General features: G+C 70.0%; 14 protein-coding genes. 10 read left to right on the top strand and 4 right to left on the bottom strand.

Annotated elements, in window-relative coordinates; all coding sequences use genetic code 11:
* Positions 1–4 precede the first annotated feature (4 nt).
* Positions 5–427, top strand: a complete 423-nt coding sequence (locus ACLBYD_RS03820; protein ID WP_051033037.1) for a (deoxy)nucleoside triphosphate pyrophosphohydrolase — start codon at positions 5–7, stop codon at positions 425–427.
* Positions 428–451: 24 nt separating this feature from the next.
* On the opposite strand, the gene ACLBYD_RS03815 is transcribed toward ACLBYD_RS03820, so the two are convergent.
* Positions 452–628 carry a hypothetical protein gene (locus tag ACLBYD_RS03815; RefSeq protein ID WP_447815461.1) on the bottom strand — a complete coding sequence of 59 codons (177 nt, stop codon included), beginning with the start codon at positions 626–628 and terminating at the stop codon, positions 452–454.
* Positions 629–989: 361 nt separating this feature from the next.
* On the opposite strand from ACLBYD_RS03815, the gene typA reads away from it, so the two are divergent.
* The 5 genes from typA to ACLBYD_RS03790 all read left to right on the top strand — a co-directional run bounded on the left by typA (position 990) and on the right by ACLBYD_RS03790 (position 6639).
* Positions 990–2876 (top strand): translational GTPase TypA, encoded by a 1887-nt coding sequence (gene typA / locus ACLBYD_RS03810; protein WP_006550583.1) that lies wholly within the window; start codon positions 990–992, stop codon positions 2874–2876.
* A 79-nt stretch (positions 2877–2955) separates the two neighbouring features.
* The gene (locus tag ACLBYD_RS03805) at positions 2956–4974 is read left to right on the top strand and encodes an ABC transporter family substrate-binding protein (protein ID WP_447815460.1); all 2019 of its coding nucleotides are present in this window, start codon (positions 2956–2958) and stop codon (positions 4972–4974) included.
* Positions 4953–5876, top strand: coding sequence for an N-acetyl-1-D-myo-inositol-2-amino-2-deoxy-alpha-D-glucopyranoside deacetylase (gene mshB, locus ACLBYD_RS03800; RefSeq protein ID WP_447815459.1), 924 nt, complete (start codon positions 4953–4955; stop codon positions 5874–5876). The genes ACLBYD_RS03805 and mshB overlap by 22 nt, the downstream gene beginning before the upstream one ends.
* 87 nt (positions 5877–5963) lie before the next feature.
* Positions 5964–6122: a hypothetical protein gene (locus ACLBYD_RS03795; protein WP_016693616.1), complete on the top strand. Its 159-nt coding sequence runs from the start codon at positions 5964–5966 to the stop codon at positions 6120–6122.
* Between the two features lie 76 nt (positions 6123–6198).
* Positions 6199–6639, top strand: coding sequence for a hypothetical protein (locus tag ACLBYD_RS03790; protein WP_447815458.1), 441 nt, complete (start codon positions 6199–6201; stop codon positions 6637–6639).
* Here the strand turns inward: ACLBYD_RS03790 and ACLBYD_RS03785 are convergent.
* The 3 genes from ACLBYD_RS03785 to ACLBYD_RS03775 are packed head-to-tail and all read right to left on the bottom strand — an operon-like array spanning position 6596 to position 9416.
* On the bottom strand, positions 6596–7354 hold the full coding sequence (locus ACLBYD_RS03785) for a uracil-DNA glycosylase (RefSeq protein WP_447815457.1): 759 nt from the start codon (positions 7352–7354) through the stop codon (positions 6596–6598). The two genes, ACLBYD_RS03790 and ACLBYD_RS03785, sit on opposite strands and share 44 nt — an antisense overlap.
* The gene (locus ACLBYD_RS03780; protein WP_447815456.1) at positions 7351–8862 is read right to left on the bottom strand and encodes a PH domain-containing protein; all 1512 of its coding nucleotides are present in this window, start codon (positions 8860–8862) and stop codon (positions 7351–7353) included. The genes ACLBYD_RS03785 and ACLBYD_RS03780 overlap by 4 nt, the downstream gene beginning before the upstream one ends.
* Positions 8859–9416: a PH domain-containing protein gene (locus tag ACLBYD_RS03775; protein ID WP_447815455.1), complete on the bottom strand. Its 558-nt coding sequence runs from the start codon at positions 9414–9416 to the stop codon at positions 8859–8861. The genes ACLBYD_RS03780 and ACLBYD_RS03775 overlap by 4 nt, the downstream gene beginning before the upstream one ends.
* A 101-nt stretch (positions 9417–9517) precedes the next feature.
* Here ACLBYD_RS03775 and ACLBYD_RS03770 point away from each other — a divergent pair, with 101 nt between their 5' ends.
* From ACLBYD_RS03770 to dapC, 4 genes are all read left to right on the top strand, one after another.
* Complete coding sequence (locus ACLBYD_RS03770; protein WP_016696133.1) at positions 9518–9715, top strand: hypothetical protein; 198 nt, start codon at positions 9518–9520, stop codon at positions 9713–9715.
* A gap of 45 nt (positions 9716–9760) precedes the next feature.
* A complete protein-coding gene (locus ACLBYD_RS03765; protein ID WP_447815454.1) occupies positions 9761–12358 on the top strand; it encodes a bifunctional FO biosynthesis protein CofGH in 2598 nt (865 codons plus the stop codon).
* A gap of 154 nt (positions 12359–12512) precedes the next feature.
* On the top strand, positions 12513–12836 hold the full coding sequence (fdxA, locus tag ACLBYD_RS03760) for a ferredoxin (RefSeq protein WP_006550573.1): 324 nt from the start codon (positions 12513–12515) through the stop codon (positions 12834–12836).
* Between the two features lie 22 nt (positions 12837–12858).
* The gene (gene dapC, locus ACLBYD_RS03755; protein ID WP_447815453.1) at positions 12859–13971 is read left to right on the top strand and encodes a succinyldiaminopimelate transaminase; all 1113 of its coding nucleotides are present in this window, start codon (positions 12859–12861) and stop codon (positions 13969–13971) included.
* The last annotated feature ends 23 nt before the right edge of the window (positions 13972–13994 follow it).

Genomic DNA, 13994 nt, shown 5'->3' with positions numbered 1-13994 from the left:
GGTCATGTCTGCAAGCACATCGTCCGCGAGTACACCGGCGCCCGACGGGCACGTCGTGGCCGGCGCCGTCATCCGGGACGGACGCGTGCTGCTCGCCCAGCGCACGCGGCCCGTCGACCTCGCGGGCCTGTGGGAGTTGCCCGGCGGCAAGGCGGAACCGGGGGAGAGCGTGGAGGCGGCGCTCGTGCGGGAGCTGAGGGAAGAACTCGGTGTCGAGGTGCGCGGTGCGGAGCGACTGGGGGTCGCGGTGCCGTTGGCCGGAGGTCGCGAGTTGTGTGCCTACAGGGTCGAACTCGTCTCGGGTGATCCCGAGCCGCTGGACCACGCGGCGTTGCGGTGGGTCGACGCGGACGAACTCGGGCAGGTCGATCTCGTCCCGGCCGATCGTGCGTGGATTCCCGACCTACGCGAACATCTGCGGCGCTGAGGTCATACGGCGCATGCCTTGTGGTCAGGCGGCGCGGGCCTTGTCGAGATACTTGCGCAGTTCCTTCTTGCTGAGGCCGTCGTTCTCGACCTTCTTCATGCGCATGACGACGACGGGGCATTCGAGGCACCGCGTCTTCTTGCGGCAGCACTTCTTCTTCGGCTTCAGGCCTGCGACCTTGCTCGCCTTCACCTTCCCCATACGTCTCGCCTGCCTTCCACGGTCCTGCGCGCGGCGAATCCACCGGCGGGCGAAGGTTAGCATCCCCTTACTTGTGAACCAAGGGGTGCATGTGGTGCCGGATTCGGCGGTTACGTCTCCTGGGGGAGTGTCGAGCGTCACCCCGATCGTCGCCGACCTGCGGGTATCTGATGAGGTAGAAGCGGCGACCGACGAACGGCCTGTAAAGTGTATTGACGGCCGCAGTGCCTGCACGCCGAGAATCGGACGAGGCAGGTAGCTCGCAATCTCGCGTCGCGGCCATCGAGACGAACGCCGTACGGGCGAGGTGCCGACCGGGTCCAGTGCCGTGTGGCCGGACTACAGCCAGGAGAGCTATCGCGTGAGCACCGCTGATTTTCGGAACGTCGCCATCGTGGCGCACGTCGACCATGGAAAGACCACTCTCGTCGACGCCATGTTGCGCCAGTCGGGCGCGTTCGCCGAACGTGCGGAACTCGTCGACCGGGTCATGGACTCGGGCGACCTCGAGCGCGAGAAGGGCATCACCATTCTCGCGAAGAACACCGCGGTGCACCGTCACCACCCGGACGGCACCGTCACTGTCATCAACGTCATCGACACCCCCGGCCACGCCGACTTCGGCGGTGAGGTCGAGCGCGGCCTGTCCATGGTCGACGGCGTCGTCCTGCTGGTCGACTCCTCCGAGGGCCCGCTGCCGCAGACCCGCTTCGTGCTCCGCAAGGCGCTCGCCGCGTCGCTGCCGGTGATCCTCGTGGTCAACAAGACCGACCGCCCGGACGCCCGCATCGCCGAGGTCGTCGAGGAGAGCCAGACCCTGCTGCTCGACCTCGCGTCCGACCTCGACGACGAGGCCGCCGAAGCCGCCGAGCTCGCCCTCGAGCTGCCCGTCCTCTACGCCTCCGGTCGTGAGGGCAAGGCCTCGAAGAAGCAGCCCGAGAACGGCCAGGTCCCCGACGCCGAGAACCTCGACGAGCTCTTCGAGGTCCTCATGGAGTGCATCCCCGCACCCAAGGGTGATCCGTCGGCGCCGCTGCAGGCCCACGTCACCAACCTCGACGCCTCCGAGTTCCTCGGTCGTCTCGCGCTGCTGCGCATCCACCAGGGTGAGCTGCGCAAGGGCCAGACCGTCGCGTGGATGCACGCCGACGGCGTCAAGAACGTCAAGATCACCGAGCTGCTCAAGACCGTCGGTGTCGAGCGGCAGCCGGGCGAGGTCGCGGTCGCCGGCGATATCGTCGCCGTGGCCGGTATCCCGGAGATCATGATCGGCGACACGCTCGCCGATCCGGAGAACCCGGTGGCGCTGCCGCGCATCACCGTCGACGAGCCGGCCATCTCGATGGTCATCGGCACCAACACCTCGCCGCTCGTCGGCCGGGTCAAGGGCCACAAGCTCACCGCTCGCATGGTGAAGACGCGGCTCGACTCCGAGCTCGTCGGCAACGTCTCGCTGCGCGTCCTCGACATCGGACGCCCCGACGCGTGGGAGGTGCAGGGCCGAGGCGAACTCGCCCTCGCCATCCTCGTCGAGCAGATGCGCCGTGAAGGCTTCGAGCTGACCGTCGGCAAGCCGCAGGTGGTCACCCGCACCATCGACGGCAAGCTCCACGAGCCCTACGAGGAGCTGACCATCGACAGCCCCGAGGAGCACCTCGGCGCCATCACCCAGCTGCTCGCGAACCGCAAGGGCAAGATGGTCCAGATGACCAACCAGGGCACCGGCTGGGTTCGTATGGAGTTCATCATCCCGTCGCGCGGTCTGATCGGTTTCCGTACCGACTTCCTCACGGAGACCCGCGGCACCGGCATCTCGAACGCCATCTTCCACGGTTACGCGCCGTGGGCCGGCGAGATCCGCGCCCGCCACACGGGTTCGCTCGTCTCCGACCGTGCAGGCTCGGTCACCCCGTTCGCGATGATCCAGCTCGCCGACCGCGGCACCTTCTTCGTCGAACCGGGCAGCGACACCTACGAGGGCCACGTCGTGGGCATCAACCCGCGCGCCGAGGACCTCGACATCAACGTCACCCGCGAGAAGAAGCTCACCAACATGCGCTCTTCGACCGCCGACGTGATGGAGACCCTCGCCAAGCCGATCGAGCTGACCCTCGAGGCAGCGCTCGAGTTCTGTGCTGCGGACGAGTGCGTCGAGGTCACGCCGGAGGACGTGCGCGTGCGCAAGCTGCACCTCTCGCAGACCGACCGTGCGCGTGCGCGGTCGCGGGAGAAGGCCCGTAACAAGTAGTCCAGGTGTGGGGTGGCCCCGGCGAGCGCATGCTGGCCGGGGCCACCCACGTACCACCTGCCTCACGGAAGGAGCCCGAGTGTCGCGTACGCGCGCTCGTCGCCGACTGATCGGGGCGACGGCCGGCCTGGCCGTGGCTGCGCTGGTCCTCACCGGTTGCACCGCCGACCCGCCGCCGCCCATCGAGCAGACGGAGCCGACCACGACCCCGGCTCCCGCTCCGAAGCGCAGCACGGTGGTGGTCGCGATCGACGAGGTCGGTTCGGGCTTCAACCCCCACCTGCTCGCAGACCAGTCGCCCGTCGCGAACGCCGTCGCCGAACTCGTGCTCCCGAGTGCCTTCCGGGCCGTGCCCGATCCGGAGAATCCCGCTGCAGCACTGTGGGTTCCGGACGACTCGCTGCTGCTGTCCGCCGAGGTCACCGACGAGGCGCCGTTCACCATCACCTACCGCCTGCGCGACGAGGCCCAGTGGTCGGACGGAGCGCCGATCGCTGCCGAGGACTTCCGGTATCTGTGGCGGCAGATGATCACCCAGCCCGGCGTGGTCGATCCTGCCGGCTACCGCCTCATCGACGACATCCGATCGTCGGGCGGAGGCAAGACCGTCACCGTCACCCTGCGCGAGCCGTATCCGGCCTGGCGCGAACTGTTCACGAATCTCTTGCCCGCGCACCTGGTCAAGGACACTCCGGGTGGCTTTTCCACCGGCCTGTCCGAGACGATTCCCGTGTCCGGCGCGCGATTCCACGTCGACAACGTCGATCGGGGGCGCGCCGAGGTGCTGCTCGAACGCAACGACCGGTTCTGGGGCACCCCGGCCGGACCCGACGAACTGCTCATGCGCCGCGCCGGCACCGATGCCCAGGTGACCGAATCGGTGCGCAGCGACGACGCCCAGGTGGTCCAGAGCGCGGGCGGTGTCGCTCTCGAGGCGCAGCTCGCCGCCGTGCCGGGTGTGCGCACCGGCGTCCAGCTCCAGCCGCGCACCCTCGATCTGACCCTCAACACGCGCACCGCCGAACTCGCCGACCCGGTCGTCCGGCGAGGCGTGCTCGACCTGCTCGACCCCGAGCTGCTCGGACTTGTCGCCACGGCCAACAGCACCGGGGTCGTGCGGGCGCGGGCCCAGGTGCTCGCGCCGTCCGATCCGGGATACACCGACACGATGCCGGCGCGTCTGCCCCGGGAGCAGGCCCTCGGACGTCTCGCCGAGGCCGGATATCTGCCCGTCCCGCCTGCCGTGCCCCCGGTGCCGACGGACCCCGACGCACCCGGCTCCGAAGCGCCGGAGGCCGCTGCACCGGAGACGGGGGCATCCGAGACGGGGGCATCCGAGACGGCGGCGCCGACGAGCGCGACTCCCGGACCGAGAACCCCCGACGGGCCGGCCCTGCCCGAGGGCACCCTGGCCCGGGCCGGCGTGCCGTTGACGCTGGTCGTGGGCGTGCCGGAGGGCGACGAGACCGCCCGCGCCGTCGCACGCACCGCCGTCGACCTGTGGCGTGGCGCCGGGATCGACGCATCGGTCGACGAACTGCCCCCCGACGAGCTGTACGGCGAAGCCCTCGTCGAGGGCACCGTGCACGCGGTCGTCGGCTGGATGCGTGCCGGTGGAGACCCCGCCACCGCCGCGCTGTCCCGATTCGGATGCGTCCCGGTGGCCGCAGCACCCACCGTGGCGGGGGAGGACCTGCCGACCGTGCCCGAGTCCGACCTCCCGGCGCAGCCCGACGCCCCCGGGACGGCGGAGGCGGCACAGCCGTCGGACCCCGCGACCACCACGCTCGACGAGGACGACGTCGAGGAACGTGAGGATGCGCTCGCAGCGCAGCTCGAGGCTCCGAGCAACCTCTCGGGTGCGTGCGATCCCGGTCTCGAACCCGATCTGCTCGCTGCACTGAACGGCACCACCGACCCGGCGAAGGTCGTCGCCGACGCGCAGGCCAGGCTGTGGGATCTTGCGGTGAATCTGCCGATCCTGCAGGACCGGGCCGTTGTCGCCGCCGGTCCGGGCGTCGAGAACGTCTCGCTGACAGCCGCTGTCGCCACCGGTATTCTCGGCGACGCCCATCTGTGGGGAAGGACCACACCGTGACCGATGCTCCGGGAGCTCTCCCCGACGTTGCGGATCGACGACTTCTGCTCGTCCACGCCCATCCCGACGACGAAACCCTCACCACCGGCGGCACCATCGCCCGGTACGTCGCCGAGGGCGCCGAAGTCACCGTCGTGACCTGCACGCTCGGTGAGGAGGGCGAAGTGATCGGCGACGAGTGGGCCCAGCTCACCGCCGACCGCGCCGATCAGCTCGGCGGATACCGCATCCTCGAACTCACCCGGGCGCTCGACGCGCTCGGCGTCGAGCGACCGCGTTTTCTCGGCGGTGCCGGGCACTGGCGCGACTCCGGGATGGCGGGCACCCCGTCCGCCGACAATCCTCGCGCCTGGGTCAACGCCGACCACAATGAGGCGGTCGAAGCGCTCGTCGCCGTGATCCGCGAGACGCGTCCGCACGTGGTCGTCACCTACGACCCGTTCGGTGGCTACGGGCATCCCGACCACATCGCGGTGCACGAACGGGTGACCGCCGCCGTCGAAGCGGCCGGCACCGAGGACTATCCGTCCGCCGGGGCGGCGTGGACCCCCGCGAAGGTGTACTGGACCGTCGCCGAACGGTCCGCGCTCGAACGCGGCATCGCCGCCATAGGCACGCTTCCCGAGGGCTGGCGCCGACCGGCGGCCGGCGAACTGCCGAGCGTGCCCGACGACGAGGTCACCACCGTCGTCGACGTCCGCTCGGTTCTCGACGCGAAGCGGACCGCGATGGCCGCGCACGCAACCCAGGTGCTGGTCGCGGAGGACGGCGAGCAGTTCGTGCTCTCCAACCTCGTCGCCCAGCCCGTCTTCGACCAGGAGCACTTCGTGCTCGTGCGCGGGCAGCTCGGCCTGACCGACTCCACGGGACGAGAGGACGACCTCTTCTCCGGCATCGGCTAGTGTGATCTGCGTCATCAACGAGGCTGTGGGTGGTTCGCGTCACCCGGCCTCGCGCACCACGCAGGCACACCGTACAGGGGGTTGTCGATGTACAACTGGTCCGTCCAGAACCAGATCGTCGCGTTCGTGGATTCGTTGAGGCCGTACGCCGACGAGATCCGGGCCGACTACTGGCACGCCCTGTACTCCTTCGCCGACCAGCAGAGCGCGCTGCTCACCATGCTCGGATACCCGCCGGTTCCCTGACGTCCCGTGCGTGGGTCGCGGATGGTTCCGCGGACCCGGTTGCGCTCGGGCGCGTCCTGTAGCGCACCATCGAAGCATGACGGTCGATCCAGCAACCGCTGCACCCCTCGCGTCACCGGCGGACATCCAACCCCGCCGGGGGCTCGTCGCGCTGCTCGTGCTCGACGGTGCGCTGTGCGCCCTGTTGTCGGTCTTCTATCTCGGCGTGTACATCGCCGGGGTGCCCTTCCCGATCACCATCCTGCTGGCCGGCGTCGTCAACCTGCTGCTGGTGATGGCGGTCCGCGCCGAGACCGGATCCCTGCGCAGCGCGGCCCTGCCGCTGCTGGCCTGGGCCGTCGTCTTCCTCGTCTGCCTCGTGGGCGGCCCGGGCGGCGACCAGCTGGCGCTCGGCGACTGGCGGACCCTGCTGCTGCCCGTGGCCGCGCTCGCCCCCGCCGGCGGCTACCTGTTCTCGGCCCGCATCAAGGAGATCACTCAGGCAGTGGGAGGGACGCAGCCCGCGCCGCGTCCCTGAGCACCTCGGTCACCATCTCCTTCGTCAACCGGCCGGTGAAGGTGTTCTGCTGGCTGACGTGATAGCAACCGAACAGGTGCAACGGGTGCTTCCGCGCCTCGGTGGGAGCGAGCAGCACATGTGCGCCGTGCCCGAACTTCGGGCGGGGAACCGGGATCGTCCACCCCGCCGCAGACAGGACGGGTAGCAGCGCCTGCCACCCGAACCCGCCGAGCACGACGACCGACCGCAGCGTGGGGGAGAGCAGCTCCAGTTCCCGTTCGAGCCAGTGCCGGCAGGTGTCGCGTTCGACGACCGTCGGGCGATTGGCCGGTGGCGCGCAGTGCACCGGCGACGTGATGCGCGTGCCGAACAGCTCGAGGCCGTCGCCGATGTGCGTCGCGGTCGGTTGCGACGCGAGTCCCGCGTCGTACAGGGCCGCGTACAGCACGTCGCCCGACCGGTCTCCTGTGAACATCCGTCCTGTGCGGTTCCCGCCGTGCGCGGCGGGCGCCAGCCCGACGATCAGCAGGGACGCATCGGCCGGGCCGAAGCCCGGGACGGGCCGGCCCCAGTACTCCTCGTCGCGGAAGGCCGCTCGTTTCTCCCGCGCGACCTGCTCACGCCATGCGACCAGCCGCGGACACGCGTGGCAGTCGACGAGCGCGTCGTCGAGTTCGGCCAGAGTCGCCGGGGGCGTGCCGTGCAGGGGGCCTTTGCCGGATGTTGGCTTCATCGGTCGATCCATGCTTCTCCCATACCCGGTGTGACCTCCTGGACAAGCGCCCACGCCTCGTCCACGGGGATGTCGATCACCTCGTAGCGTCCCGCACCCGCCGGCGTCGCCGCGACGACGGTGGCGAGACCGGCACGGCGCTGGAAGAAGGTCTGCCGCACCGTCCAGCCGATCACACCGTCCGCGTCGAGGCAGATGCGTTGCCGGTCGATCGAGCCGCTGCGGGCGACGAGATGCCCATCGACGACCGCGTGACCGAGACCCCGGTAGCGGTCCTGCGCCAGCGCGCACGCCCCCGCGACCAGCACCACGACCACCGTGGCGATCACGGCGAACGGCACGTGCCGGTCGGTGACGGTCAGAGCGACGAGCCCGGCGGCGACCACGACGGCCACCGGCCACAGCGTCCGCGTGTAGCGGCGACGACGGGCACGGGGACCGTGACTGCGCAGCGGAACGTCGAGCGGCAGCCGCCCGGTGAGCACCTCGGCCGCGACCCGCCGGACCTCCCCGTCGGGCGCCGACGGCAGGACCAGCGACGAACCGCCCTGCTGCGCGGTCCTGCCCGTCATGACGGCGTCGAGCCGTGCGGCGCCGACGAGCCGCAGCGCCAGCGGTTCGTGCAGCGCGACCCCGCGCAGCCGCGCCCGGTCGAGGGTGGTGTGACGGGTCGTGAGCAGGCCGTGCGCGATGCGCAGGACCCGGTGGTCGTCGGTCACCCGCAGATCGCCGTAGAGCAGCAGGTACCGCACGCACGCGGCCGGGCTGGCGACGAGCACGACGACCAGCACGAGGATCACGAGCGCAACCACCAGGCCGAGGTCCTCCGCGGTCTCCACCGCGCGGCGGACGACCTGCGATTCGGCGATCCACCGGCCGAGCCCGAACTGGAAGGCGGCACCGGCGATGGCCGCGACGGCGAGCAGTCCCGTCGTGGAGAACGGCGCGTAGCGCACCCAGGCCGGGTCGAATCGCGCCAGCTGACGCTCGGTGACGGCAGCGGTCGAGGTCGTCTCGGCCGGCATGTCGTCCTGCTGCCCACCCCTCAGGAGAACGGCACGGAGCTCGGGGACTGCTGTGATCGGGAGGCCGTTGAGTTCGAACCGGTTGCGATCGGCGCCCCCGCTCTGACCCGTGCCGATCTTCACGACCGCGAGGCCCAGCACGCGATGCAGGAGGCGTTGCTCGACGTCCACCGATCGGATACGGCTGCGGGGGATCGACAACTCGCGTCGTTGCAGCAGGCCGCGGCGGAGTTCGACGTGCTGGGGTCCCACGCGGTAGGTGGTGGTGAACCAGCGCAGCAGACCGACCAGCACGAGCACGCCCGTCGCCGCGAGGCCCCACACGGGATTGCCGCTGGTGGTCCCGATGACGAACGAGCCGGCGAGGACGGGCAGCAGGCGCAGGATCTCCTCGATCGGGTGGATCAGCAGCATCCGGCGATCGAGGCGCGACCACGGCACCTCCTCGTCCGTCCCGGCCACGGGCGCGACTGCCTCGTTCATGTCGCGTCCGCCTCCGAGCTTGCGGCGAGCGTGGTCAGACGGGCGACGGTCTCGTCGGCGACCCGGCTGTCGAGCCCGACGATCTCCACCGCACCCGCCGCCGAGGCGGTGGTGACGGTGACGGTGGTCAGGTCGAGCCACCGGTCGAGCGGGCCCCGCTCGGTGTCGACGGTCTGGATCCGGGAGATCGGTGCGATGCGGTGTTCCTGCGTCCACCAGCCCGAACGCGTGTAGACCGCGGTCTCGTCCATCTCCCAGCGATGGACGCGGTATCGCCAGACCGGCACCACCGCGACGTGCAGCCCACCGAGGACGACGGTCGCCGCCGCGGCGGCGATGTGCCATCCCGCACCGACCGGCGCGACGAGCACCCACACGATCTGCGCGACGACCAACGGCAACCACATCAGAGCCGCGATCACGGCCCACAGCACACGCGCCTTCGGACTCGGCCGCCACGACGGCTCCCTCATCACCACGCCCGTCGCCGCTGCGCCCTCGACCGGCCCCGCCGGTGCACCCTCGTCGTCCTCCACCCGCACCTCCTGCTCCATCGGGCCCCGTGTCCGGTTCCACGCTAGGCTGGGATCCGTAGAACCCGGCCGGACTCGCCCGATCCGACCTCGCGATCGGGCCCTGTGAGGAGGAGATCGCAATGACGGAGTCGAATGCGCTCGACATCGAGATCCAGTCCGACAACGATTCCGAGGCCGACCGGATCGAGCAGGCCACTCCCGTCTACGACGATCCTGCCGACGACCTGCCTTCGGACGTGCCGCTCGAAGCCGATGCGGCAGACACCTACGAGCAGTACCGCGAAGTTCCCGCGGACGACGACTACCCGCACGAATAGACCCCGAAGTGGCATGGGGGTGTCCGTAGGCGCATGATCGGGCGCATGACCGATTCCGCAGACGACACCCCGCAGTCCGCGATGCTTCCGATCCCCACCGTGCGTCCCGGCGCCGCGTCCCGATCCACGGCTACTCCCTCGGGAATGCGTCGGGCGCTGCGCCGGGCACGCGACGGGGTCGCACTGAACGTCGACGAAGCGGCGGTCCTGCTGCAGGCCCGGGGCGCCGATCTCGAGGATCTCTGCGCGTCGGCGGCGCGGGTGCGCGATGCCGGCCTCCTCGCGGAGGGTCGACCCGGCACGGTCACCTATTCGCGTAAGGTCTTCGTCCCCATCACCCGGCTGTGCCGGGACCGATGCCACTACTGCACCTTCGTCACGGTCCCCGGCAAGCTCCGCGCCGAGGGGCACGGCATGTACCTCGAACCCGACGAGATCCTCGAGATCGCCCGTCAGGGAGCCGAACTGGGTTGCAAGGAAGCCCTGTTCACACTCGGCGACCGGCCCGAGGATAGGTGGCCCGAAGCGAAGCAGTGGCTCGACGAGCGCGGCTACGACTCCACCCTCGACTACGTGCGAGCGATGGCGATCCGCGTCCTCGAGGAGACCGGTCTGCTGCCGCACCTCAATCCCGGGGTGATGAGCTGGGCCGAGATCTCGCGGCTGAAGCCGGTCGCCCCATCGATGGGCATGATGCTCGAGACCACCTCCGAACGGTTGTTCACCGAGAAGGGGCAGTGCCACTACGGCAGCCCCGACAAGGATCCGGCGGTGCGGCTGCGGGTGCTCACCGATGCGGGCCGACTCGCGGTGCCGTTCACCACCGGCATCCTCGTCGGCATCGGTGAGGACTTCACCGAGCGTGCCGAATCGATCCACGCGATCCGCAAGTCGCACAAGGCATTCGGTCACATCCAGGAAGTGATCGTCCAGAACTTCCGCGCCAAGGACGACACCGCGATGCGCGAGCACGACGACGCCGATCTCGACGAGTTCCTCGCCGCGATCGCCGTCGCGCGGCTCGTCCTCGGGCCGGGCATGCGCATCCAGGCCCCGCCGAATCTCGTCTCGCTCGACGAGTGCCGCGCGCTGCTCGGGGCGGGTGTCGACGACTGGGGTGGTGTCTCGCCGTTGACGCCCGATCACGTCAACCCCGAACGGCCCTGGCCGAATCTGGACACCCTGGCGCGCCTGAGCTCCGAGGCCGGCTTCGAGCTCACCGAACGGATCGCCGCGCAGCCGAAGTACGTGCTCGCCGGGCAGCCGTGGATCGATCCGCGCATCACCGCGCACGTGCACGCCCTCGCCGATCCGGCCACGGGCCTCGCGCGCGAGGTGATCCCGTCCGGACTGCCCTGGCAGGAACCCGACATCGACTGGGAGTCGTCGGGTCGCGTCGATCTGAACTCCGAGATCGACGTGACCGGACGCAACACCGAGCACCGGTCCGATCTCGGGAGCGCCTTCGGCGACTGGGAGACCGTCCGCGAGCAGGTGCTCGAGCTGGGCGCCTCCGCACCGGTGCGGCTCGACAGCGACGTGCTCTCGGCGCTGCGCTCCGCCGAACGGGATCCGGGCGGTTGCACCGAAGCGGAGTACATCGCCCTCGCCAACGCCGACGGCGCCGGTCTCGAAGCACTCGTGGCGCTCGCCGACCAGCTGCGCCGCGACACCGTCGGCGACGACGTCACCTACGTCGTCAACCGGAACATCAACTTCACCAACATCTGCTACACCGGCTGCCGGTTCTGCGCCTTCGCGCAGCGCAAGGGCGACGCCGACGCGTTCACCCTCTCGGCGAGCGAGGTCGCCGACCGCGCGTGGGAGGCGCACGTCGCCGGCGCCACCGAGGTGTGCATGCAGGGCGGTATCGATCCGGAGCTACCGGTGACCGGCTACGCCGATCTCGTCCGCGCCGTCAAGGCGCGGGTGCCGTCGATGCACGTCCACGCGTTCTCGCCGATGGAGATCGTCAACGGTGTCGCGCGCAGCGGCACGTCGATCCGGGACTGGCTCACCGAACTGCGTGAGGCCGGGCTCGACACCATCCCGGGCACCGCCGCGGAGATCCTCGACGACGAGGTGCGGTGGGTGCTCACGAAGGGCAAGCTCCCGACCGCCGAATGGATCGAGGTGGTGACCACCGCGCACGAGGTGGGCCTGCGATCGAGCTCGACGATGATGTACGGGCACGTCGACCAGCCGCACCACTGGGTCGGCCACCTCGATGTGATCCGCGGGATCCAGGACCGCACGGGCGGATTCACCGAGTTCGTGTTGTTGCCCTTCGTGCACCAGTCGTCGCCGCTGTATCTGGCCGGCGCGTCGCGTCCCGGCCCGACCATGCGCGACAACCGTGCCGCGCACGCCCTCGCCCGGGTCATGCTGCACGGCCGGATCGACAACATCCAGACCAGCTGGGTCAAGCTGGGTGTCGCCGGGACGCAGGCCATGCTCGAGGGCGGGGCGAACGATCTCGGCGGCACGCTCATGGAGGAGACGATCTCGCGCATGGCGGGCTCGCAGCACGGTTCGGAGAAGACCGTCGCCGAACTGGTCGCGATCGCCGAGGGCATCGGGCGGCCGGCGCGCCAACGGACCACCGCGTACACGCCGATCGAGCTCCCGGTCACCTCGGGCTGACCCGCCTCGACGGTCTGCACTCCGAAGTAGGGGACCCTTACTCCGGAGTGCCGCACGGGGTCGGGGGATACTGGAGGACCGTGGGCGCCGAGGGTGCCCGCTCGGGCGAGACCGCGCAGGTCGGCGGGCTTACAGAGAGGCAGGGAGAACAGCAGTGACGTACACGATTGCGGAACCGTGCGTGGACGTGTTGGACAAGGCATGCATCGAGGAGTGCCCCGTCGACTGCATCTACGAGGGCGGTCGCATGCTGTACATCCACCCCGACGAGTGCGTCGACTGCGGTGCGTGCGAGCCCGTGTGCCCCGTCGAAGCGATCTTCTACGAGGACGACGTCCCGGACGAGTGGTCCGAGTACGTCAAGGCCAACGTCGACTTCTTCAACGATCTCGGCTCGCCCGGTGGCGCCGCGAAGCTCGGCAAGGTCGACTACGACCCGCCGTTCGTCAAGAACCTCCCTCCCATGGGCGAAGAGTGACGAACGGACCGGTGGAACTTTCGTGAGCACGCGTGTCCGCCGTTCGGTAGCGAAGAGCCTGCCGGACTTCCCCTGGGATTCCCTGACCGACGCGAAGGCGAAGGCAGCGGCGCATCCCGACGGCATCGTCAACCTGTCGGTGGGCACACCGGTCGACCCGGTCGCCCCCGTGATCCGGGAGGCGCTCGTCTCCGTCGCGGAGGAGCCGGGCTACCCGACCACGCACGGCACCGCCGAACTGCGGCGGGCGGCCGTGGGTGCGCTCGAACGTCGCTACGGCATCACCGGTCTCGACGACTCGGCGATCCTGCCGGCGATCGGCACCAAGGAGATGATCGCCTGGCTGCCGTCGCTGCTCGGCCTCGGTGCCGACGATCTCGTCGTGATCCCCGAACTGGCGTACCCGACCTACGAGGTGGGCGGGCTGCTCGCCGGTGCCCGCATCATCCGCGCCGACGGGCTGACCCGCCTCGGCCCCGAGGTCGCGTCGCTGGTCTTCGTGAACTCGCCGTCGAACCCCACCGGCAAGGTGCTCGGACCCGACCACCTGCGCAAGGTCGTCGACTGGGCGCGCAGCCGCAACGCGATCGTCGTCTCCGACGAGTGTTATCTCGGGCTCACCTGGGAGGGTGAGGCCCTGTCGATCCTGCACCCGAACGTGTGCGGGGGCGACCACACCAACCTCCTCGCGGTGCACTCGCTGTCGAAGACCTCGAATCTCGCGAGCTACCGGGCCGGTTTCGTCACCGGCGACGCCGACCTCGTCGCCGACCTGCTCGAGGTCCGCAAGCACTCCGGCATGATGCTGCCGCTGCCGATCCAGGCCGCGATGACCGCGGCACTGAACGACGACGAGCACGAGAACGCGCAGCGCGAGAAGTACCGCAAGCGTCGCGGGGTGCTCCTCGAGGCCGTGCGCGGCGCCGGCTTCACCGTCGACCATTCGGAGGCGGGCCTGTACCTGTGGGCGACGCGCGGTGAGGAATGCCGCGCGACCGTCGACTGGTTCGCCGAACACGGCATCCTCGTCGCACCCGGCGAGTTCTACGGTCCCGGAGGTGTCCTGCACGTCCGGATCGCGCTCACCGCGACCGACGACGCCATCGACGCCGCCGCTGCCCGACTGCGTGGATAGAGCGCAGCCACTGACAGTCGTAG

The organism is Rhodococcus sp. C26F (genome assembly GCF_053345925.1).
The sequence above is the reverse complement of the archived record's forward strand: the minus strand, read 5'-3'. Positions and strand labels throughout refer to the sequence as shown.

What these genes read in the sequence shown, in the direction of transcription:
- ACLBYD_RS03820 (WP_051033037.1), top strand. Translation starts at nt 5, where the DNA reads ATGTCTGCAAGCACATCGTCCGCGAGTACACCGGCGCCCGACGGGCAC.
- ACLBYD_RS03815 (WP_447815461.1), bottom strand. Translation starts at nt 628, where the DNA reads ATGGGGAAGGTGAAGGCGAGCAAGGTCGCAGGCCTGAAGCCGAAGAAG.
- ACLBYD_RS03795 (WP_016693616.1), top strand. Translation starts at nt 5,964, where the DNA reads ATGTACAACTGGTCCGTCCAGAACCAGATCGTCGCGTTCGTGGATTCG.
- ACLBYD_RS03790 (WP_447815458.1), top strand. Translation starts at nt 6,199, where the DNA reads ATGACGGTCGATCCAGCAACCGCTGCACCCCTCGCGTCACCGGCGGAC.
- ACLBYD_RS03785 (WP_447815457.1), bottom strand. Translation starts at nt 7,354, where the DNA reads ATGAAGCCAACATCCGGCAAAGGCCCCCTGCACGGCACGCCCCCGGCG.
- ACLBYD_RS03780 (WP_447815456.1), bottom strand. Translation starts at nt 8,862, where the DNA reads ATGAACGAGGCAGTCGCGCCCGTGGCCGGGACGGACGAGGAGGTGCCG.
- ACLBYD_RS03775 (WP_447815455.1), bottom strand. Translation starts at nt 9,416, where the DNA reads ATGGAGCAGGAGGTGCGGGTGGAGGACGACGAGGGTGCACCGGCGGGG.
- ACLBYD_RS03770 (WP_016696133.1), top strand. Translation starts at nt 9,518, where the DNA reads ATGACGGAGTCGAATGCGCTCGACATCGAGATCCAGTCCGACAACGAT.
- ACLBYD_RS03765 (WP_447815454.1), top strand. Translation starts at nt 9,761, where the DNA reads ATGACCGATTCCGCAGACGACACCCCGCAGTCCGCGATGCTTCCGATC.